We start from the raw sequence: 20,907 nt of genomic DNA on the forward strand, positions 1-20,907 counted from the left end.
GCGCTGATCGAGCGCATCGAGCGTCGCCACGAGAAACGTCGTCGTGCGGCAGCCAACGCCCTCAAACGCCAACGCAAACGGGAAAAAGTTGCTCCGGCGAAGGCTTCAACCTCCTAACAAAGCAGAAATAGGCATTGCCAGCCAGCGACAGGTGCCTCTGCCTCTGAGCTATAAGGGCACTCGCCTGGACTGCGGCTATCGAATTGATCTGCTGGTCGAGAACTGCCTACCACTGGAGCTCAAAGTGGTCGCGCAGATCTTGGGCATCCATGAGGCGCAATTGATGACCTACCTCCGCATCGGGCGCTTTCCGCTGGGGCTCCTGATCAACTTTCAAGTGGCCGTGCTGAAGCAAGGCATCATCCGCAAAACGGAAACACGTATCTGGAATCCTCCCGCCGACACCTCAAATCTTACCGTCGGCAGGGATGAACTCACGGGATCCGTGATTCAGGCCGCCATCGAAGTGCATCGACACATCGGTCCGGGCATACTCCCTGGCGCTTATCTGGCGTGCCTGTGCCACGAGCTTTCCCAACACAACATGCCGTTTGAGAAAGAGCTGAAGATTCCCCTGCTTTGCGATGGCGAACCCCTGTCTTGTGAAACGGAGGTGCCGTTGTTGATCCATCGAGAATTGCCCGTGTTTCCCGTCAGCGCCGATTCCATTACTCCTGTGCAAACAGCCACCGCCATCTCCCGCCTGCGACAAGGCGGCTGGAAGCGTGGTTTGATCCTCAATTTCAACACATCCACGATGGCTGCTGGCATTAAACGTGTTTCGCTATGATTTGAACCACAGAGGCACCGAGAACACAGAGGATTGAACAAGAAAAATCTCTGTGTCATCGGTGCCCCTGTGGTTCGTCTGTCAGTTTTCACCTCACAGCGTCGTTACCCCAAGTATGAGCACCTTCACCACTCGCAAAGCCCTCTCCCGTCGCCATCTCCTGCGCGGCGTCGGCGCCACGCTCTCGCTGCCGTTTCTGGATGCGATGGTTCCTGCCGCCATGGCCTCAAATCGCGTCGTGCAGCCCGCGAAGCGCATCAGCTACATCTACATCCCCATGGGCTGCGATCAGTCGCGCTGGACGCCGGGGAGCAAGGACACGATTGATGACCTCTCTCCCATCTTGAAGTCATTGGAACCCGTGAAGCAGCACTGCACAGTCATTTCCAATCTCGAACTCGAGCCCGCGTATCCCGGCACGCACGCCACCTCGAACGCCTCCTTCCTCAGCGCGGCCCGCGTGAAGCACACCGAGAGCAGCGACTACTACAACGGCACCACGGCCGACCAGATCGCGGCCAAGGCCATCGGTCAGCAGACGCAACTGCCCTCGCTCGAACTCGCCATGGATTTGATGCAAGTCGTCGGCCAGTGCGACAACGGCTTCGCGTGCGTTTATCAAAACAACCTCTCCTGGTCATCGCCGACGACACCGCTGCCCGCTGAAGCGCATCCACGTCTCGTCTTCGAGCAACTCTTTGGCGATGGAGGCAGCAAGGCTGACCGCCAGGCCGCGCTGAAGCGCCGCGCCAGCCTGCTCGACTTCGTCAAAGACGACATGACTCGCCTCGCCAAGCAGCTTGGCCCGCAGGACCGTGACCGCGTGAACCAATACCTCGACAGCATCCGCGAAGTCGAGCGCCGCATCGAAAAAGCCGCTGCCGCCGTCACCGAAAACGAGCTGCCCGACCTCTCCCGCCCCAGCGGCGTCCCGGCCAGCTACGCCGAGCACGCGCGGCTCATGTTTGACCTGCAACTTCTCGCCATGCAGGGCGATGTCACCCGGGTCATCACCTTCCAGCTCGCCCGCGAGACCAGCAACCGCACCTACCCCGAGATCGGCATCAGCGACCCGCACCACCCGCTCTCCCATCACGGCAACGATCCCGCCAAGATCGAGCGCTTGTCGAAGATCAACGCCTTCCACGTCAGCCTCTTCGCCGATTACCTCGCCAAACTCGCCACCACCAAAGAAGGCGATGGCACACTGCTCGACAACAGCCTGCTCCTCTACGGCAGCGGCATGGGCAATCCGAATGTCCACGACCACACGAACCTCCCCGTCATCGTCGCCGGTGGAGCCAATGCCGGCGTTAAAGGCAATCGTCACCTCCACAGCGAGAAAACCATCCCCCTCGCGAACCTGCACCTCACGCTGCTCGATAAAGCGGGCGTGAAGCTGGAGAAGTTTGGGGACAGCAGCGGCATCATTGAAGTGCTGTGAGACCGATCTTGAACCACAGAGGCACAGAGGACACAGAGACTGAACTCAGGGAAAGCCCTCTGTGTTCTCTGTGTCTCTGTGGTTCAAAAACTGCGTTCCTTTGGCTGGTGGGGCTAGCCGCGTGTTTGTGGATCGGACACGCCAGCGCAGTGGATTTTCCTGCACTCGCCGAAATGCAGGAGTGGTCCGCTGTTTCCGCGCAACTCGCAGCCAAAGCCGATCTCAACGCAGTGCAGGCTGATGGCACCACGGCGCTGCATTGGGCTGCGTATCATGACAAAGCCGACATCGTCGCTCAAATGCTCGCTGCGGGTGCGAGGGCCGATGCAGCGAATCGTTACGGCATCACGCCGCTATTGCTCGCGTGTCAAAACGGCAGCGAAAGCATCGTGCGGGCGCTCTTGAAGGCTGGAGCGGATGCAAACGCGAAACAACGCGGTGGCGAGACGGCGCTCATGATTGCCTCACGCACCGGCAAACCAGGCGCGGTGAAGGCTTTGATCGAAAAAGGCGCGAAGATCGACGCGCAGGATCGCACAGGGCAGACCGCGCTTATGTGGGCGGCTGCGGAAGGGCACGCGGAGGTGATTGAGTTGCTCATCCAAAAGGGAGCGGATGTGAAACACCGACTCAAATCGGGTTTCACCGCATTTTTGTTTGCCGCTCGTGAGGGGAAAGCCGCTGCGGTGAAAAAGCTGCTCCAGCATGGCGCGGATGTGCATGACGCCATCATCACGGAAGACAAAGCCGGAGGCCGCGACGCACCGGACGGCACCAGCGCGGTGCTTTTGGCGATGGAAAACGGCCACTTCGAACTGGCGATGGAGATCATCAAAGCGGGCGCTGATCCCAATGACATCCGCAGCGGCTTCACCGCGCTTCACGCGCTCACTTGGGTGCGCAAGCCGCCGCATGGCGACGACGTAGCCGGCCAGCCGCCGCCGGACACGCATGGCAAGCTCAGCAGCCTCGACTTCATCCGCGAGATCGTGAAAGCCGGCGCGAATCCAAATGCGCTGCTCGGCTCTCAGGCCAAAGCGAAGGCCTTCGGAGCCATCAGCTTCAACCAAGCCACGCCTTTCCTGCTCGCCAGTCGCAACGCCGACCTGCCGATGATGAAACTCCTCGTCGAACTCGGTGCGGATCCGCACAAACCGAACGCCGATGGCTCCACACCGCTCATGGCTGCCGCCGGTCTTGGCTGTTATGCGCCGGATGAAGAAGCGGGCACCGAGGACGAATGCGTCGCCGCCTGCGACTACCTCTTGAGCCTCGGAGCCGACATCAACGCCGTGGATAAAAAAAACCAAACCGCCATGCACGGTGCCGCCTACAAAAGCCTGCCGAAAGTTGCCAGGCTGCTCGCGGCCAAAGGCGCAAAGATGGATGTCTGGAATCGCAAAAACGACCGTGGCTGGACACCGCTGCTCATCGCCCAAGGCTTCCGTCCTGGGAACTTCAAACCGAGTGTGCCGACACTCACCGCGATTGGCGAGATCATGCGCGCGAACGGCATCGAGCCTCCACCACCGCCAGATCGTGATTCCCTGCCGAAAAAGAAAGGCTACAACCAGCGATGAAACGCCTCCTGCTCCTAGTCTCCGCGCTTTGCTTTCCGCTCACCGCCGCCGAGCCGCTGAAACTGCTCTTTGCAGGCAGCAGCAGCATGTATTGGAACGACCTGCCGCGTGAGGTGGCAAAGCTCGTGGATGGGAAAATCGCCGGTCACGCCGGTCGTGCGGTCATTCCAGAAGCTGTGGGCCGCAGCGGCAGTGACATCCGCGTGTATCTGGAGCCGGGCTTCAACAAGTATGAATACGGCGTGAAGCCAGGGCAGACTTTTCTCGACAAAATCGCCGCTGAGAAGCCGGACATCGTGCCCATGATGGTCGTGTGCCGTTTCATCATGGGCGATGAAGCGCCCAATGATGGCAGCGCCACCCACGCCGAGGCCGTGACGAAATATTGCGCCGCCATCCGTGCCGCCGGTGGTGAACCGATGTTTTATGAGATGGGCTGGGGCAAAGACGCCCGCGAAGCCGCAGGCCGTCAGCGCATCCTCCACCTCGCACGACAAAACAACCTCACGCTCTTTGCGCCCTGTTCATCAGCTTGGGCGCGTGTCTATGCCGAGCGGCCCGACTTGAAGCTCCAGCACCCGCAAGACGGCGCGCATCCCGGAGACGCGGGCCATTTTCTCAATCTCGCCTGCTTCTACGCCGCACTGACGCAGCAGAGTCCCGTCGGCAAGCTGCCACGCACCTTCCACGTCTGGCCGCACGGCAAATATGACGCCGATGAAGCTAGGCTCGCCACCTTCAAGCCAGACGCTTATCAAGCCACGATGGCGAAGTGGATGCACAAGCACATGTCCATGGGCCAAACCGCCACGCTGGATGACACCACAGCCACCTATCTCGAAACGGTTGCTTGGGCGACTTGGCATCAAGTGGGCAAGCAGCTAACCATGAACTAAACCGCAGAGAATGGACGAGCGCAGAGATCAATATGTGAAATGCATTCCTCTGCGTCCGTCCACCCTCTGCGGTTCAAAATCCGTCCCTCATCTCCCATGAAGAGCCTTTGTCTCAGGCTTTGCCTCCTAACCTCAGTCGCTAATGCAGCGGACTTTCGAGCGATGCTTGAGACGCATTGCTTCGACTGCCACGACAGCGAGACCAAGAAGAGCAACCTCGATCTCTCTCGCTTCACCGACGAATCTGCGGTGATGAGCGACCGTGCGATCTGGCGCAGTGTGTATGAAAAGATCGAATCCCATCAAATGCCGCCACCGAAGCAGAAGTCGCAGCCGACCGATGCGCAGCGGCAGGAGTTGATGACGTGGATCATGGACATCGCCGCGCGGCCTGATGCGACACTCGGCGTGCGTGATCCTGGCAATCCGGTGCTGCGGCGGCTGACGCGGCTCGAATACAACAACACCATCCGCGATCTCTTCGGGCTGCAAATGGACGTGTTCATGTTCCCAGAGCGGCTGCCGCTTTCCAGCAAAGCCTACTTCCAGCCCGCCAGCGGCAAGATGGGCGACAGCGTGGATGTGCTGGTGCGCGAGTATGGGCTGAAGTATCCCGTCTTGCTGCCGGAACTCGGACTGCCGGGGGAGAACCGCGCGGAGCACGGTTTTCGCAATCGCGGCGAGGCCATGAACCTCTCGCCCATGCTGCTGGAGCAGTATCTCGCGGCTGCACGAGAGATCGTGGAGTCACCGAAGCTGCCACAGCTCAGCAGCATCTTCCGCGCACTGATTCATGACCCTGCGCAGCCAATGAAAGCCGAGCCCGTCATCGAGGAAGGTGAGGCGAACACCTGGACTGCGGCCAAGGAGTTCGCGCCGAATCTCAATCTGCCCTTCCAAGCCAAAAACGGGGTTGTGGCGACGCTCGATTACCAATTCCGCTTCGCCATGCAAACGGCGGTCGCAGATGGCACTGGCGGCGTTTGGGACGCAACGGGGCGCAGCACGGTGGTGAAGGCGGGAGAACCGATTCGGGTGCGTTTTGGCTCCAAATCGCTGCTCATCACCGCGCAGGAGAATGTGTGGGTCGCGGGATTTTCTACGGCAGGCGAGACCTCGGGCGAATCGCTCTTCACGAACCATGAGAAGCAGAAAAAGGTGCTCACGCTCGACTTTGCCATCGAAGGCGGCGTCAGCGGCGAAGGCATCACCGAGCTGGCCTTATGCGCGCTGAGTCGCGACAAGGAATCTGGCAGCATCGAGATGACTGCCACCTTCAGTGGTGGCAGCACGGCGCGACTTTCGCACGAACTCATCACCGGCGGCGGCAAAGGAAACACCTTCTTCGCCTTCCACGCGCCGAAGAACGAACACATCACGCGTCTGCGTCTCAATGGCTCCAAGTTCAGCGGCAACTACGCGCTCTATGACGACCTCGCTTTCCTCACAGATGGGGCCACCGTCGTCGCTGCTACGCCTGCGGCTGAACCGGAGAAGAAAATGTCCGATCGCGAGAAGCGCCGTGCTGCGCATGAACGGCTCGCCGGTTTCCTTACGCGAGCCTTTCGTCGTCCAGTCGATGACAAAACGGTGTCACGCTATATGGAAGTCTTCGAGGACGCCCGCGATCGCGATTTGCCCTTCGAAGCCGCGATGAAGGCCGCGCTGGCCGCCGCTTTGACCTCGCCGGACTTTTTATACATCGCTGAAGCGGGGACGGGTCGTGGCAGTGTGAAACCGCTCGCGGATCACGAACTCGCCACACGCCTCGCTTACTTCCTCTGGTCCGCGCCTCCAGATGATGAGCTGCTCGCAGCAGGTCTCACGGACACTGCCGTCCTCGAAGCCCAAACCCGCCGCCTCATGCGCGATCCGCGTGCTCGCGAAATGAGCGAGTCCTTTGCCACGCAATGGCTGCGCCTTGACCAACTCATGACGGCGAAACCTGATCCCAATCTCTTCAAAGGCTTTTACAGCGGCCCGCAGGGCAAGGTCACACTGCACGGTTCCATGCTGGTCGAAGCGCTGCTGCTCTTTGAAACCGTGCTCGTCGAGGATCGCAGCATCCTTGATCTCCTCGCCGCCGATTACACCTGGCTCAATGCACGACTCGCCAAGCTCTACGACATCGACGTCGCCGCGCTCGCGGGCAAAACCGGCAACAGCAACGTGCTCATCGACGCCAAACAGAACTCCCAATGGCTGCGCGTGCCGTTGAAGGACAAACGTCGCGGCGGCTACATGACCATGGCAGGCCCGCTCACCATCACCTCGCTGCCCGTGCGCACCAGCCCGGTGAAACGCGGTGCGTGGCTGCTGGAGACGCTTTTCAATCGACCACCGCAGGAGCCAAAGGTCGCCTTCGCGCTCAAAGACGAGCCGCAGTCCCAGATCGCGCCGCAAACCGTGCGCGAGTGCTTTGAGCAGCATCGCGACAAGCCCGCGTGTTACTCCTGCCATGTGCGCCTCGATCCTCCCGGCTTCGCATTGGAGCGCTTCGACGCCATCGGCTCCTGGCGTGAAAAAGACGGCTCCCAGCCCGTCGATGCCCGCGCCGAGTGGAATGGCACACCCTTTGACGGCCCCGCCGCCTACAAAGCCCTCCTCACGCAGAACCCGCATGAGTTCACTCGCGGATTCATTGAGCACTTGTTGAGTTACGCGCTGGGAAGACCGCTGGAAGTCTATGACATGCCCGTCGTCGCACGGATCGAAGACGCGGCGAAAGCGGATGGATGGAAAATCAGCCGCGTGATCGTCGAGATTGTGAAGTCGTATCCGTTTATGAATATCAAGTTAACCGCAGAGGATGGACGGGCGCAGAGATAAGAAATCAGACTCGGAAAGTATTCCTCTGCGCCCGTCCATCCTCTGCGGTTCAACTCCCACTCTCCCTTTATGAATCCACCAATGGATGTTGATCAAGACAATGAACTAACTGGCCAGATCATTGGCGCAGCCATTGAGGTGCATCGGGAGTTGGGGCCTGGAAATATGGAGGCCGCTTACGAAGAGGCGCTCAGCCTTCAGTTAGCTCGGCGTGGCATCAAGCATGTGTGCCAGATGCGCATGCCTGTTCGCTACATGGGCCAACTTCTGGATTGTGGACTACGGCTGGACATCCTCGCGGATGATCGTTTGCCGGTGGAACTCAAGTCGCATGAGCATGAATTGCCTGTGCATGAGGCCCAACTCATGACCTACATGCGAATGGGGCGGTTTCCTCTGGGTCTCCTGATCAACTTCAATGTTCCTGTCCTCAAGCAAGGTCTTCATCGCAAGGCGCTCACCAAAGTGGATGATGCCATTAACTCAGACATCAGTTGCGAGAGCCGCTGTTATGATCCGCTGTCTGTCGGCATTCTCGATTCGGCGATGAGCGTCCATCGCAATGTCGGTCCAGGGCTGCTCGCTAGCATCTACGAGGAATGCCTCTGCCACGAACTCAAACAGCGGGGCATCACCTTTGAGCGTCAAAAGCCGATTCCATTGCTCTTTGCCGGTCAGGCATTGCGGCATTCAGCCGAGATACCGCTCTTGGTAGCAAATGCAGCCCCCGTCTTCTGCCTCAGTGTTAGCTCGCTGCTGTCATTGCATGAAGCCATTCTCCGAAGCCGGTTGAAACAGGGCGGCTACAGATTTGGATTTTTACTCAACTTCCACCCGGCTATGCTTTCTGCTGGAGTGAGGCGAATCCAAATTTGAATCGAATAAAACCGCAGAGGATGGACGGGCGCAGAGATAAGAAATCAGAGTCAGAAAGTATTCCTCTGCGCTCGTCCATCCTCTGCGGTTCACCCAATCTGCATCAATTTCCAAAACTATGAATCGCCGTCATTTTCTCCGCGCCGCTGGCGTCACGTTCGGGCTGCCGTTCTTTGAAAGCCTGTCAAAAGCCGCGTCATCTGCACCACAGCGCTTCGCGTTTATCTATACGCCGAATGGCTACAATCAGGTCTCGTTCATGCCGAAGACCAAAGGCACCCACTGGGAACTGACGCCCACGCTTTCACCGCTGTCGAAAGTCAAAGAGGACATCACGCTCGTCACCGGACTGGATCGCCAATTCGTGGGCGGCACGGGTGTGCATGCGCAGTGTGGTTCGTGCTGGCTCACCTCATCAGCACCGCAGGAGACGCTGGATGGCGGTTTCCCGACGAACACGACGCTGGATCAAATCATCGCGCGGCAGATTGGCGCGGATTCGCTCCTGCCCTCACTGGAACTGAGCACGAACGACTTCACGGACAACAAGGAGACGCGGTACCACGAGTGCATCTCGTGGTATGCGCCGGGTTACGCGGCAAATGTGGAGAAGAACCCACGCACGGTCTTCCAGCGCCTCTTTGGCAAGCCCGATGCCGCTGCCACACGCAGCGTGCTCGATGTCGTGCTGGCCGATGCGAAGGCGCTGAACGCTCGTCTCGGTCGCGACGATCAAGAAAAGCTCGGCGAGTATCTCGACAGCGTCCGCGCCACGGAGAAGCGCATTGAGAAGGCCGAGAAGATCGCCAAACAGATGCGCAAGCCATCTTTGGCCGAGCCTGCGGGCATTCCCGAGTCACGCGGCGACTATCTGCGCCTTCAAGCGGAGCTGTTCGTGCTCGCCTTCCAAAACGATCTCACCCGCGTGGCCACGCTGGTCATTGATCCTGAGCGCTGGGACTCCCCACGCATGTTTCACGGCCTGTTCGACAAGCCGCAGAACCACCACGTCCTCACGCACACCAAAGGCGATGAAGCCAAAGCCGCCGTCGCAAAAATCGACCGCTTTCACATCGAATTCTACGCCCACGTCGTCGAACGCCTCAAAGCCACCGGCCTCCTCGACAGCACCACCCTCGTCATGGGCAGTGGCATCAGCGATGGCGACCAGCACAACTACGCCGACCTCCAGGTGCTCATCGCAGGCGGCAGCATGAAGCGCGGTCATTTCCACTACGAAGGCAAGCGCCCGCTCGCCAATCTCTGGCTCACGATGGCTCAAAGCGCGGGCGTGAAGCAGGAACGCTTCGCCGACAGCACCGGCACTTTGAGCGAGATCGCCATGTGATGCGCCATGCCTGAACTCCGTGACATGCCGGAAAAATAGAGTGTCCAAGTCCATCCAGACGGTGCCTGATGAAGCGCATGACACGATTCGCCGCTCTGTTCTTCGCTCTGGGTTTATCCGCGCACGCCGCCACGGAGGCGGATGTGATTGTTTATGGGGCCACGCCGGGTGGATTCTGCGCGGCCATCGCTGCGGCGCGTGAAGGCGCGTCTGTCATCCTGCTGGAGCCGACAGCTCATGTGGGCGGGGTGAACACAGGCGGCTTGTGCTTCAGCGATTCAAATCAAACGGTGCGCAATACGGTGATGGGTCTCTTTGATGAGTGGCATGTCCGCGTCGAGAAGGACTATCAGCAGCGCGGCGTGAAGCTGCCTTATCAGGTCAGGGTAAAAGATCACACGCACTGGACCTATGAGCCGCATGTGGCGGCGAAGATCACGAAAGAGATGCTCGATGAAGCGGGTGTGAAGGTGATGACGAAGCGCGTGCTCAATTCCGTGAACAAAGTGGGCGTGCGCATCACGCATATCACGACGAACGAGGGCGACTTCGCGGCTAAAGTGTTCATTGACGGCTCCTACGAGGGCGATTTGATGGCTGCGGCAGGCGTGAGCTGGACGATTGGCCGCGAGGGGCGGAAGGAGTTCGGCGAATCGTTGGCCGGGAAGCAGTATCCGAAGGCCAAGATGGCGATTTCGGGTCTTGGGGCCGATGGTAAGCCGCTGCCGCTCATCACCGCCGACGATGCAGGTCCCGCCGAGGCTGGCGACAAGAACGTGATGGTTTACAGCTTCCGCCTCTGTGTGACGAAAGACCCGTCGAATCGCGTGCCGTTCCCCAAAGCGGCGAACTACGATCCAGCGCGGTTTGAGGTCGTGCGGCGCTACTTTGCGCAGGAAAAGCGTCCGCACTTGCTGTGGGATTTGTATCCGTTGCCGGGCAACAAGTTCGATGCGAACAACGGCATCGGAAAACAGTTCTCCATGGGCCTCGTGGGTGCCTGCAATGGTTGGAGCGAGGCAAATGAGGCCGATCGTGCGAAGATCTGGGAGGCGCACAAACAGTACACTTTGGAGATGCATCACTTCCTCAGCACCGATCCGGCAGTGCCAGCCGCGATTCGTGCGGAATACGCGCAGATCGGCCTCTGCCGTGATGAGTTCGCCGAATATGGCCATTGGTCGCCTCAGCTCTATGTCCGCGAAGGCCGCCGCATGATTGGCGAATACGTCGTTTCGCAGAAGGACATCATGGATGAGCCGAAGAAGGACGATGCCATCGTCGTGTCATCCTTCCCCATCGACTCGCACGACTGCCAGCGCGTCGGCACGGGCGAATTCGTCATCAATGAAGGCACCATCATGCCGGTGCGCATGGCGGGGAGAAAGCACGGCTATCCCTATCATATCCCGTATCGCGCCATCACACCGAAGGCCGCCGAGTGCGACAATTTGCTCGTGCCTGTGGCCCTCTCCTGCACGCATGTGGGCATCTCCTCCATCCGCGTGGAGCCGACTTGGATGATCCTCGGCCAGAGCGCTGGTATTGCGGCGGCTTTGAGCGTGAAACAGAACCTCGCCGTGCAAATGCTGCCCTATCCGGCGTTGCGCGAGCGTTTGCTGGCGCAGAAGCAGGTGCTCGACCTCCCCGTGCTGCCTGACCTGCCACCCGAGCCGAAAGGCGCGATGAACATCGACCCGAAGACGCTGCCTGGCATCGTGCTCGATGACGCGCAGGCCGAGCTGAAAGGCGAATGGAGCCGCTCGTCAGGCTTCAAGCCGCACATTGGCACCGGTTACCTCCACGACGACAAACGTGCTGATGGTCAGTCCATCGCACTCTTTCGCTTCAAAGCGCCCAAATCGGGGCGCTACGATCTCCGCATGGCCTATTCGGCGCATGAGACGCGGGCGACGAAGGTGCCGGTGACGATTCAACGCGGCGAAGGCAAGATTGTGATCAACGTCGATCAAACGCAGCCGCTGCCGTCCGGCGAGGCATTTCGCAGCATCGGCAAAGTCGAACTCGACAGCGGCACCGAAACAACCATCACTCTCAGCAACACCGGCACTGATGGCTTCGTCATCCTGGATGCCTTGCAACTCCTTGAATCCAAGAACTGATCCTATGCACACCCGCCGCCACTTCATCTCCGCCATCACCGCCGCTCTCGGCGGCTCCGTTTTTGCCGCGAATGGCAAACCGAAGACCATCCTGCTGCAATCCGCCTGGGACACCGTGAACATCGGCGACATCGGACACACGCCGGGTACGCTGCGGGTCATTGAGGAGCATCTGCCGGAGGTGAAGATCGTGCTGTGGGCGATGAAGCTCGATGACCGTGTCACGGCGATGCTCAAGACGCGTTTTCCCAAGGTGGAGATCATGCAAGGCAACCTCTTCAAGGACGGTGAAAATGACCGCAAGCTCCAGGAGGCGGTGAAGGCGTGTGATTTCTTCATCCGCAACTCCGGGATGGGTCAGGACCTCACTCACATGCAGTTTTGCCAAAAGCACGGCAAATCTTATGGCTTGTTCGGCCAATCGTTTTTCCCCAGCATGGTCGAGGGCAAGGGCGCGGCAGAACGCATTGCGTTGCTCAACGGCGCGTCGTTCATCTACACACGGGAGACGAAGACGCTCGCCATTCTCAAAGGCGCGGGTGTGAAGGCGGAGTTCGGGCCGGATGGCTGCTTCGGCATCGACGTGCGCGATGACGCGCGTGGGCTCGCCACGATGCAGAAGCTCGGCTTGGAGGAACGGAAGTTCATCACGCTGCAACTGCGCACGAACACCGCCAAACTGCCCGGCGTGGACGACTCACGCACGCCGAAGCTCAATCCGCTGCATCCCACGTCGGAGCAGATCGCGGACGACGAGCGCCGTGCGGCCAAGTATCGCGAGCTGGTGACGCTTTGGGTGAAAAAGACCGGCCACAAGGTGCTCATCGCCCCCGAGGTGAAGAAGGAGATGTCGCACAACAAGCGCCTCATCCACGATCCGCTGCCGCCAGACATCCAGAAGCATGTGGTGAACCTCGATGAGTTCTGGAACGCCGATGAAGCGGCTTCGATTTTCGCTCGCGCCCACACCATCGTCTGCCACGAGCCGCATTCACCGATCATCGCCCTGGCGAACGGCACACCGATCATTCACACCTACTCCGAGTTCCATTCGCCGAAGTGCTGGATGTTCCAGGACATCGGTCTGGGCGAGTGGCTGCTCGAAATGGACGAAACGCCCGCTGAGAAGATGGCGCAGACACTGTTCGCGATTGATGCCGATTATCCCGCTGCTCAAGCGAAGGTGAAGAAGGCGATGGCTTACGTTCACGAATGTTTTTCCGGCTCGATGAAGCATGTGAGGAGCGTTCTTGAGGCATGAGATTTCATTTCATCGTCGCACTGACTTTGCTTTCCGCCCAGGCATCGGCCCTGGAGCCAGGTTATGAAGCCATCTTCGACGGCAAGACGCTCGACGGCTGGAAGCACGGCGGCAACTGGTCGGTGGTGAATGGTGAGCTGGCCTGCATCAAGAAAGGCGGATCGCTGGTGTATGAGAAGGCGAAGGTGCCGGATGATTTCGAGCTGCGCTTTGACTGGAAGGTGGCGAAGGGCTGCAACAGTGGCGTGTATTACCGTCCCACACAGTATGAGTATCAACTGCTCGACAACGCCAACAGCCCCTATGGTGAGAATCCGCGTCAGGCTGCCGCGTCGCTCTTCTTCTGCATGGCGCCGACGAAGGATGTCGTGAAGCCGTTTGGCGAATGGAACGAGGGGCGCATCGTGTGCCAAGGCGCGGTGATCCAGCACTGGCTCAATGGCGAGAAGGTGATCGACTTCGACTACACTGACCCGCGCTGGTTTCATGAGCTGGAGGTGCTGCGCATCCGTGGCGGTGATTTGACGAAACGCGGCGCGAACCTGTCGCTCCAGTATCATGGCGCGGATGTGTGGTTCAAAAATCTGCGCTGGCGGTCGATTCCGGCGGATGAAAAGCTCGTTTCCGAAAATCTCACGCCGATGCCGATTCCTGACGTTGCCTTGCGCAAGGAACAGGGGCGCGTGAACAAAATGCTGGAATCGCAAAAGGGCGAGTGGCGGCACGTGGAGTTGAAACGTTTCAAAGCCGAAGAGGCACATCAAGGCGTGGCGGTGGATGCGGAGCACTTCTATGCGATCACAAACACGGCCATCGGCAAATACCGCAAAGACAGCGGTGAACGCGTCGGCGGCTGGAAAGAGAATGCTGGAGGTCACATCAAGCATCTCAACGCCGGATTGATCCTCGGCGGCAAACTCTGGTGTGCGCACTCAAACTATCCCGAGATGCCAATGCGCAGCTCGGTGGAGGTTTGGGATCGGAGAACGATGCAGCACATTGAATCCATCGACCTCACCGATGCGGACGGCTCGCTGACCTGGGTGGATCGTCGCGATGGCTGTTGGTATGCCTGCTTTGCGCAGTATGCGAAAACCGGCGATCCTGCGAAGACGCGCATCGTCACCTTCGACACACAGTGGAAGAAAACCGGCGCGCTGAGCTTTCCTGCCGAGGCGGTGGCGAAGTTCGGCAAGAACAGCAGTTCCGGTGGCAGTTTTGGGCCTGCGAGGCATCTGTTCATCACCGGGCACGATGCGCAGGAGCTGTATGTGCTCGATCTGCCGGTCACGGGTGACGTTTTGACCTGGAAAGCAGCGATTCCCATCATGGCGCACGGTCAGTCTTTCGCTTGGGATCGAGGCGAGCCGGGGGTGTTGTATTCCATCGACCGGAAGACGCATGAGGTGATTGTTTCACGCATCACGGTCGATTGACAAGACGGCGGCCCGGTGGATGACATGCGGCATGTCCGCCAAACCTGATCCCGCCTCGCTGCCGTGCAGTCCTCTCGTTGAAACCGCCGGTTTGAAATACTTCCCGCGCATGCTGGGCAAAATCCGGCTGCATGCGCAGGGGAAGCTGTGGGAGGACTTGCATGCAAATCTTGGCAAAGGCTCCGACGGTGCCTGTGTGGAGTTTTTGCATGTGGGCTACGATGCATTGAAGGCCCGCGTGCTCCAGGGCGGCACCGACGAGGAAATCCTGCAATGGTGCCAGGAGCAGTCGCGTCCGCTGAATGACACGGACAAGCTGGTGTGGAACTACTACACGACGAAACTCGGCTGGAATGACCACATCACGGCCATCCTGGCGAAGCGGAAGGCCGACGGCGGCCTGGGTGATCGCGATGACATCCAGACCATCGCGCATTACATCGACGTGGATGAGGGTCGGCTGCCGTAATGGAGACTGCGGCATAAAGATCAGAGATCGTCATCTGCCCGCCAAGGCTGCGCATCAGGCGTAAGTTTGTGACTCGTGCTGGCGGTCGATGAATCTCCCCGCTATGGTGCGGTTTATGCCTTCCAAACAAAAAATCGTTCAGCTCGTTGCCAGTGGTGATCTGCGCCTGTCCGCCAACCAAACGTGCTGGCCGGCTCAGGCGGCCATGGAGACGGCGCTCGGCGCGGCATTGCGTGAGGAAGGCTGGGAGATCAAGCGGGCGCATCTTTTGGACACGTCGAAGAAGCATGGCTTCATCGACTCGCAGAGGATGGGCATCGAGGTGTTTCGCGGCATTGATCCCGAGGCGCCGCTGATCGTGGCGGAGGCGGTGTGGCAGTATTCGCATCACGTGCTGGCCGGATTGACGACACATCGCGGCCCGATTTTGACGCTGGCAAACTGGAGCGGCCAGTGGCCGGGCCTCGTGGGCATGCTGAACCTCAACGGCTCGCTCACCAAGGCAGGTGTGAAATACTCGACGCTGTGGAGCGAGGACTTCACGGACACGTTTTTCAAGACCAAGCTGAAGCAGTGGCTGAAGTCGGGCAGCATCACGCACGACCTCAGTCATGTGACCAAGCTGGAGAAGATGAAGGTGCCAACGAAAGCTGCGGCGCTGGGCAAGGAACTGGCGGCACGGCTCATCACTGACAAGGCGATCATGGGCATCTTTGATGAAGGCTGCATGGGCATGTTCAACGCGATCATCCCTGACCATGCGCTGCATGCCTGCGGCGTGTTCAAAGAGCGGCTCAGCCAGTCGGCGCTATATCATGAGACGATGCAGGTGGGGGATTCGGATGCGCTGGCGATTCACACCTGGCTGGTGAAGCACGGCATGACCTTCCAGCTTGGTGACAATCACGAAATGCAGCTCACGCGCGATCAGGTGCGCCTCCAGTGCAAGATGTACGCCGCTGCGCTGCGCATCGCGGATGACTTTGGCTGCGACGCCATCGGCATCCAGTATCAGCAGGGTCTCAAGGATTTGCTGCCTGCCAGCGATCTGGCCGAAGGTATGCTCAACAACGCGGATCGCCCGCCGGTGAAGTCGCGCGACCGCAAGCGCACGCTGTTTGAAGGCCTGCCGATGCTGCACTTCAATGAGGTCGATGAATGCGCGGGTCTGGACGGCATGCTCACGCAGCGCGTGCATCGTGCCTTGCAGCAGCCGGTTGAAACGACGCTGCATGACGTGCGCTGGGGCGAAAAATTTGGCAAGGACTACGTCTGGGTGTTTCTCATCAGCGGTGCGGCACCACCAGCGCATTTTGTCGAGGGTTGGAAAAGCGCCGAGGGCTTCCGCCAGCCGCCGATGTATTTCCCGAGCGGCGGCTCCACGCTGCGCGGCATCTCGAAGCCGGGTGAGATCGTGTGGTCGCGCATCTATGTGCAGGATGAAGCGCTGCACATGGACATCGGCCGCGGTTGTGTCGTCGATCTGCCGCGGGAGGAAACCGAGCGCCGCTGGCAGCTCACCACGCCACAGTGGCCGATCATGAGCGCTGTGACCTATGGCGTGAGCCGTGACCAGCTCATGGCGAAGCATCAGGCCAATCACATCCAGGTCGCCTATGCCCTGGACGCCAAGGCGGCGGATGAATGCATGTTCGCCAAAGCGGCGATGGCGCGTGGACTCGGCATGCAGGTGAATGTGTGCGGCACGCTGTCGCGCTGATCGCTTTTCCCCATGAAGCCTCTCCATCTCCTCATTGTTGCGTCTTTGTGCGGCCATCTCATCGCCGCCGAGGGGCTGCATCCGATCAAGTACCACCATCCCGGCCTTGTCGTTGATCTCGAGGTCGGTTTGTGGGCCTGGCCGGTGCCTTGTGATGCGGATGGTGATGGCGACTTCGATTTGATCGTCTCCTGCCCCGACAAGCCGCACAACGGCGTCTATCTTTTTGAGAACACCACTGGCGACACCACGAAGAACAAGATGCCCGTGTTCAAACCGGGCAAGTTCATCAGCAAGACCGCACACTACGTCATGCCCAGTTATGTGAACGGCCAACTCCGCGTGCTAACGCCTGGCACCGAGCATCCGAACTTCCTCAAGACCGGTCTCGACGAGAAGATAAAGCTGCCCGTCGCCGCCAAATGGTACAAACCCAAGGGCACACAGCCGAAGGGGCCCAAAGTCCGTCACAATCAGTGGCGCTACGTGGATTACGATGACGACGGCAAAACCGACCTCTGCGTTGGCATCGAGGACTGGAGCTACTACGGCTGGGACGACGCCTGGAACGACAAGGGCGAGTGGCAAAACGGTCCGCTGCACGGCTTCGTCTTCATTTTCCGCAACACCGGCACCGACGCGGAGCCGAAGTATGACAAAGAGTTCCGCGTGCAGCCCGTGGACACTTTTGGATGCCCGTCGCCGAACTTTGAGGACTTCGACAAGGACGGAGATCTCGACCTGCTGTGCGGCGAGTTTCTCGACAAGTTCACCTACTTTGAAAACATCGGCACCCGCACCGAACCGAAGTATGTGAAGGGCCGCCGCGTCTTCGATCCCGCCGGTAAGTTTTTGCACATGGACCTCGAAATGATCGACCCCGTGGCCTTCGATTGGGACAAGGACGGCGACTTCGATCTCATCTGCGGTGATGAGGATGGTCGCGTCGCTTTCATTGAGAACACCGGCAAGCTCAGCATCGACAAAACTCCGGTATTTGAAAAGCCGCGCTACTTTAAGCAGGAGGCCGATGAGATCAATTTCGGCGCGCTCGTCACGCTCTTCGGCTGCGATTGGGATGGTGACAAAGACACCGACGTCATCGCCGGGAACACCGCCGGTTACATCGCCTTCATCGAAAACCTCAGCGGCCCCGGCGCTGCCGAGCCGAAGTTCGCCGCTCCGGCCAAACTCAAAGCCGGTGGCAAGACGCTGCGCATCATGGCGGGCAAAAACGGCAGCATCCAAGGCCCCGCCGAGGCCAAGTGGGGCTACACCACGCAAACCGTGGCCGATTGGGATCACGACGGCGACCTCGACATCGTGGCGAACAGCATCCTCGGCAAAGTCGTGTGGTTTGAAAACACCGGCAGCAAGACCCAGCCCGCGCTCGCCGCCGAGAAGCCCGTGGAAGTCGAATGGAACGGCGAGCAACCCAAGCTCGCTTGGGGCTGGCTGCGTCCCGAGGGCAAAGGCCTGCTCACCCAATGGCGCACCACTCCTGTGGCGATTGATTGGAACAAGGACGGCCTCACTGACCTCGTCATGCTCGACCACGAAGGCTACTTGAGCTTCTTCCAGCGCAGCAAAACCGGCCTCCAGCCGCCGCAGCGCATCTTCGCCGACAAAAACGGTAAACTTCTCCAACTCAACGCCGGCGCCGCCGGCAAAAGCGGCCGCCGCAAACTCTGCCTCATGGACTGGGATGGCGACGGCAAGCTCGACATCCTCCTCAACAGCCAAAACGCCCAGTTCCTCCGCCAGTCCGGCGAGAAAGACGGCCTCATCCTCTTCACCGACAGCGGCAACGTCAGCGACCGCAACATCGAAGGCCATGACACGAGTCCAACGCCCGTCGATTGGGATGCCAACGGCCTGCCCGATCTGCTCATCGGTGCGGAGGATGGGCGCCTCTATTTCCTGAAGAATCCGCAGGCGAAGTGAGTTGGAGCGTCAGCGCGTAGAGGCAGGCGTCAGCATGCCTTCTGGGTTTGCGTGTGCGAAGAGACGTTCGTCGGAAGGCTGACACCATCCTCAGCGATGGTGAGACGCTCCATGTAGAGGCAGGCGTCAGCATGCCTTGGCATTCGATGCGCGCCCAGAAGGAAGGCTGACGCCTTCTTCTACGCATCGCCACGCGTCCGCTCGATCATCGCCGCGCGAATCTTCCAGAACCTCTCCCAGAACTTCTCGTGAAGTGGATGCAGCGTTGGATAGCCGGGCAGCATCGAGCCAAGAAATGGCCATTCACTCGCAGCCGTTACCAACTCCGCCCGCACGGGGTTCTGCTGGATGTACCACACCATTTCACGCACCGCATCCGGTCCGCGTTCGCTTTGACGGAGTACATGGTCATACGCCTGCTTTTGAAAGCGTGTGCCAGGCAGACTGCGGGCGAGCAGCGGATTCAAGTGCTCACGGAAGAACTTGGCGGCTTGCTTCTGATCAGAATCATGCGCGACTCCCATCCAGAGCAGGTGCATATGGTCCGGCATCAGGCAGTAAATCGGGCAGATCAGTTCATGCCGGGCCACCGTGTGCAGCAGCATCTCGCGAAAGCGGGCGTGGAAGCCCGGCTTGAGCCAGCTTTGCGCCCGATCTTGAATCGTCATCTGCCAATGAACAGCGCTGAAGCCTCGGTAGAAGCCAGCGGGCAGGCGGCGAAGCCAGTCGTGCGTTTTTTCGAGTGGAGGTTCGTCCGATGGCTCCATGCACCGATGATGTGCGACATCGGCGGCAACTGTCGAGCGCAAAATCAACGCTCGTAGAGGCAGGTGTCAGGACACTCGAAGGAAGGCTGACGCCATCCTCTACGGCAGGGCGCTGGCGCATGTAGCGGCGGGCGTCAGCACGCCGAAACCTTTGACGTCGCCGCCACGCACGGCATGGAGGAAGGCTCACGCCTTCTTCTACATGACCACCCTCGAACTCCTCTCCCTGATCGCCGCCGGCTGCACCGCTGGCGCGATCAATGCCATCGCGGGTGGCGGGACGCTGGTGACGTTTCCAGTGCTACTGATGTGCGGCACGCCGCCAGTGCTGGCGAATGCCACGAGCACGGTGGGGCTCGTGATCGGCACGGCGGGCAGCATTGTGAGCTTTCGCAGCCATCTGAAATCGGTGAAGGAGATGCTCTGGTGGTTTGTGCCCGTGTGCCTCGTGGGCGCGGGCATCGGGAGCTGGCTGCTCACCAAAACGAGCGACGACCAGTTCTCGCGGCTCATTCCCTTCCTCGTGCTGTTCGCCACGCTGCTGTTTTTCCTCCAGGGATTCCTGCGCAAGTCGGCGACGGAAGCGAAATCGAAGGCGCTGTGGTTTTCCGTCGCGCTGCAACTGCCGGTGGCGATCTATGGCGCATTTTTTGGCGCAGGGATCGGCATTCTGATGCTGGCGTCGTTCGGCTTCATGGGCATGACGCACATCCATGAGATGAACGCGCTCAAAAACTTGCTCGGCTCGCTCATCAACGTCGTCGCGGCCACATGGTTCATCACCGCAGGCATGGTGAACTGGCCGCAGGCGCTGGCGCTGACGGCGGGGGCGCTGATCGGCTACTATCTCGGTGCGCATTATTCGCAGCGCATCGCGCCGCAGCGGGTGCGGCAGGTGATCACGGCGATTGGGCTGGTCATCTCCATTGTGATGTTCTGGCGGCAGTTTGGGTGACAAAGTGGCTGATTGAGGCTAAGTCCGCTGCACATGCGTCACTTCCTCGCTTCCATCGTGCTCTGTTGCAGCCTTGCCAGTTGTTCGCTGATCACGGTGCCGATCGGTGCGGCGGGCACGGTGGCGGGAGCCACCATCAAGGCCACGGGTGGCGTCGCCAAAGCGGGCGTGAATGCCATGGGCAGCCACCGCCAGCCTGCGCCACCGCCCCAGCAGCCGTATTACCCGCCCCAGGGCTACCCGCAGCAACCTTACCCGGCGCAATATCCGCCGCCGCAGGCTTATCCCCAGCAACAGTACGCTCCGCAGTATCCGCAACAGCAGCAGTCCTACCCGTATCCGCCCCAGCAGCCGCAGGGCCAGTGGTATCAGGGCCGCTGGTATCCTTACCCACCGCAGCCGGTGCGGTGAGTGGCAGCGACGCTCAGCCACAGCAGGCCGCGTTCGCTCTTGCGCATTCAATCAGCAC

At 59.9% G+C, this 20,907-nt stretch carries 16 protein-coding genes; 15 read left to right on the forward strand and 1 reads right to left on the reverse strand.

Annotated features, from left to right (window positions below):
* Positions 1 to 43 precede the first annotated feature (43 nt).
* From ACKVY0_RS09170 to ACKVY0_RS09230, 13 genes are all read left to right on the forward strand, one after another.
* Positions 44 to 790 (forward strand): GxxExxY protein, encoded by a 747-nt coding sequence (locus ACKVY0_RS09170; protein ID WP_409214508.1) that lies wholly within the window; start codon positions 44 to 46, stop codon positions 788 to 790.
* A gap of 115 nt (positions 791 to 905) precedes the next feature.
* Positions 906 to 2,234 (forward strand): DUF1552 domain-containing protein, encoded by a 1,329-nt coding sequence (locus ACKVY0_RS09175; protein ID WP_409214509.1) that lies wholly within the window; start codon positions 906 to 908, stop codon positions 2,232 to 2,234.
* Positions 2,235 to 2,383: 149 nt separating this feature from the next.
* A complete protein-coding gene (locus ACKVY0_RS09180; RefSeq protein WP_409214510.1) occupies positions 2,384 to 3,814 on the forward strand; it encodes an ankyrin repeat domain-containing protein in 1,431 nt (476 codons plus the stop codon).
* Positions 3,811 to 4,710 (forward strand): SGNH/GDSL hydrolase family protein, encoded by a 900-nt coding sequence (locus tag ACKVY0_RS09185; protein WP_409214511.1) that lies wholly within the window; start codon positions 3,811 to 3,813, stop codon positions 4,708 to 4,710. The genes ACKVY0_RS09180 and ACKVY0_RS09185 overlap by 4 nt, the downstream gene beginning before the upstream one ends.
* Positions 4,711 to 4,872: 162 nt before the next feature.
* Entirely contained in the window at positions 4,873 to 7,539 is a 2,667-nt protein-coding gene (locus ACKVY0_RS09190) for a DUF1592 domain-containing protein (protein WP_409214512.1), read from the forward strand.
* Positions 7,540 to 7,608: 69 nt separating this feature from the next.
* On the forward strand, positions 7,609 to 8,415 hold the full coding sequence (locus tag ACKVY0_RS09195) for a GxxExxY protein (protein WP_409214513.1): 807 nt from the start codon (positions 7,609 to 7,611) through the stop codon (positions 8,413 to 8,415).
* 118 nt (positions 8,416 to 8,533) lie between these two features.
* On the forward strand, positions 8,534 to 9,763 hold the full coding sequence (locus ACKVY0_RS09200; protein WP_409214514.1) for a DUF1552 domain-containing protein: 1,230 nt from the start codon (positions 8,534 to 8,536) through the stop codon (positions 9,761 to 9,763).
* Positions 9,764 to 9,840: 77 nt separating this feature from the next.
* The gene (locus tag ACKVY0_RS09205) at positions 9,841 to 11,886 is read left to right on the forward strand and encodes an FAD-dependent oxidoreductase (protein ID WP_409214515.1); all 2,046 of its coding nucleotides are present in this window, start codon (positions 9,841 to 9,843) and stop codon (positions 11,884 to 11,886) included.
* A 4-nt stretch (positions 11,887 to 11,890) separates the two neighbouring features.
* Positions 11,891 to 13,147: a polysaccharide pyruvyl transferase family protein gene (locus ACKVY0_RS09210; RefSeq protein WP_409214516.1), complete on the forward strand. Its 1,257-nt coding sequence runs from the start codon at positions 11,891 to 11,893 to the stop codon at positions 13,145 to 13,147.
* On the forward strand, positions 13,144 to 14,583 hold the full coding sequence (locus ACKVY0_RS09215; RefSeq protein WP_409214517.1) for a DUF1080 domain-containing protein: 1,440 nt from the start codon (positions 13,144 to 13,146) through the stop codon (positions 14,581 to 14,583). Before ACKVY0_RS09210 ends, ACKVY0_RS09215 begins: the two co-directional genes overlap by 4 nt.
* Before the next feature lie 31 nt (positions 14,584 to 14,614).
* A complete protein-coding gene (locus ACKVY0_RS09220) occupies positions 14,615 to 15,052 on the forward strand; it encodes a DUF5069 domain-containing protein (RefSeq protein WP_409214518.1) in 438 nt (145 codons plus the stop codon).
* Positions 15,053 to 15,167: 115 nt separating this feature from the next.
* Positions 15,168 to 16,772 (forward strand): fucose isomerase, encoded by a 1,605-nt coding sequence (locus tag ACKVY0_RS09225; protein ID WP_409214519.1) that lies wholly within the window; start codon positions 15,168 to 15,170, stop codon positions 16,770 to 16,772.
* 12 nt (positions 16,773 to 16,784) lie between these two features.
* On the forward strand, positions 16,785 to 18,716 hold the full coding sequence (locus ACKVY0_RS09230) for an FG-GAP repeat domain-containing protein (protein ID WP_409214520.1): 1,932 nt from the start codon (positions 16,785 to 16,787) through the stop codon (positions 18,714 to 18,716).
* Positions 18,717 to 18,895: 179 nt separating this feature from the next.
* Here the strand turns inward: ACKVY0_RS09230 and ACKVY0_RS09235 are convergent, their stop codons facing one another.
* Positions 18,896 to 19,483, reverse strand: a complete 588-nt coding sequence (locus ACKVY0_RS09235) for a hypothetical protein (RefSeq protein ID WP_409214521.1) — start codon at positions 19,481 to 19,483, stop codon at positions 18,896 to 18,898.
* Between the two features lie 202 nt (positions 19,484 to 19,685).
* Here ACKVY0_RS09235 and ACKVY0_RS09240 point away from each other — a divergent pair, with 202 nt between their 5' ends.
* Positions 19,686 to 20,438: a sulfite exporter TauE/SafE family protein gene (locus ACKVY0_RS09240; RefSeq protein ID WP_409214522.1), complete on the forward strand. Its 753-nt coding sequence runs from the start codon at positions 19,686 to 19,688 to the stop codon at positions 20,436 to 20,438.
* Between the two features lie 33 nt (positions 20,439 to 20,471).
* Positions 20,472 to 20,849 (forward strand): hypothetical protein, encoded by a 378-nt coding sequence (locus ACKVY0_RS09245; protein WP_409214523.1) that lies wholly within the window; start codon positions 20,472 to 20,474, stop codon positions 20,847 to 20,849.
* The last annotated feature ends 58 nt before the right edge of the window (positions 20,850 to 20,907 follow it).

It is taken from the genome of Prosthecobacter sp., assembly GCF_046154365.1.
Taxonomy (GTDB): domain Bacteria; phylum Verrucomicrobiota; class Verrucomicrobiia; order Verrucomicrobiales; family Verrucomicrobiaceae; genus Prosthecobacter.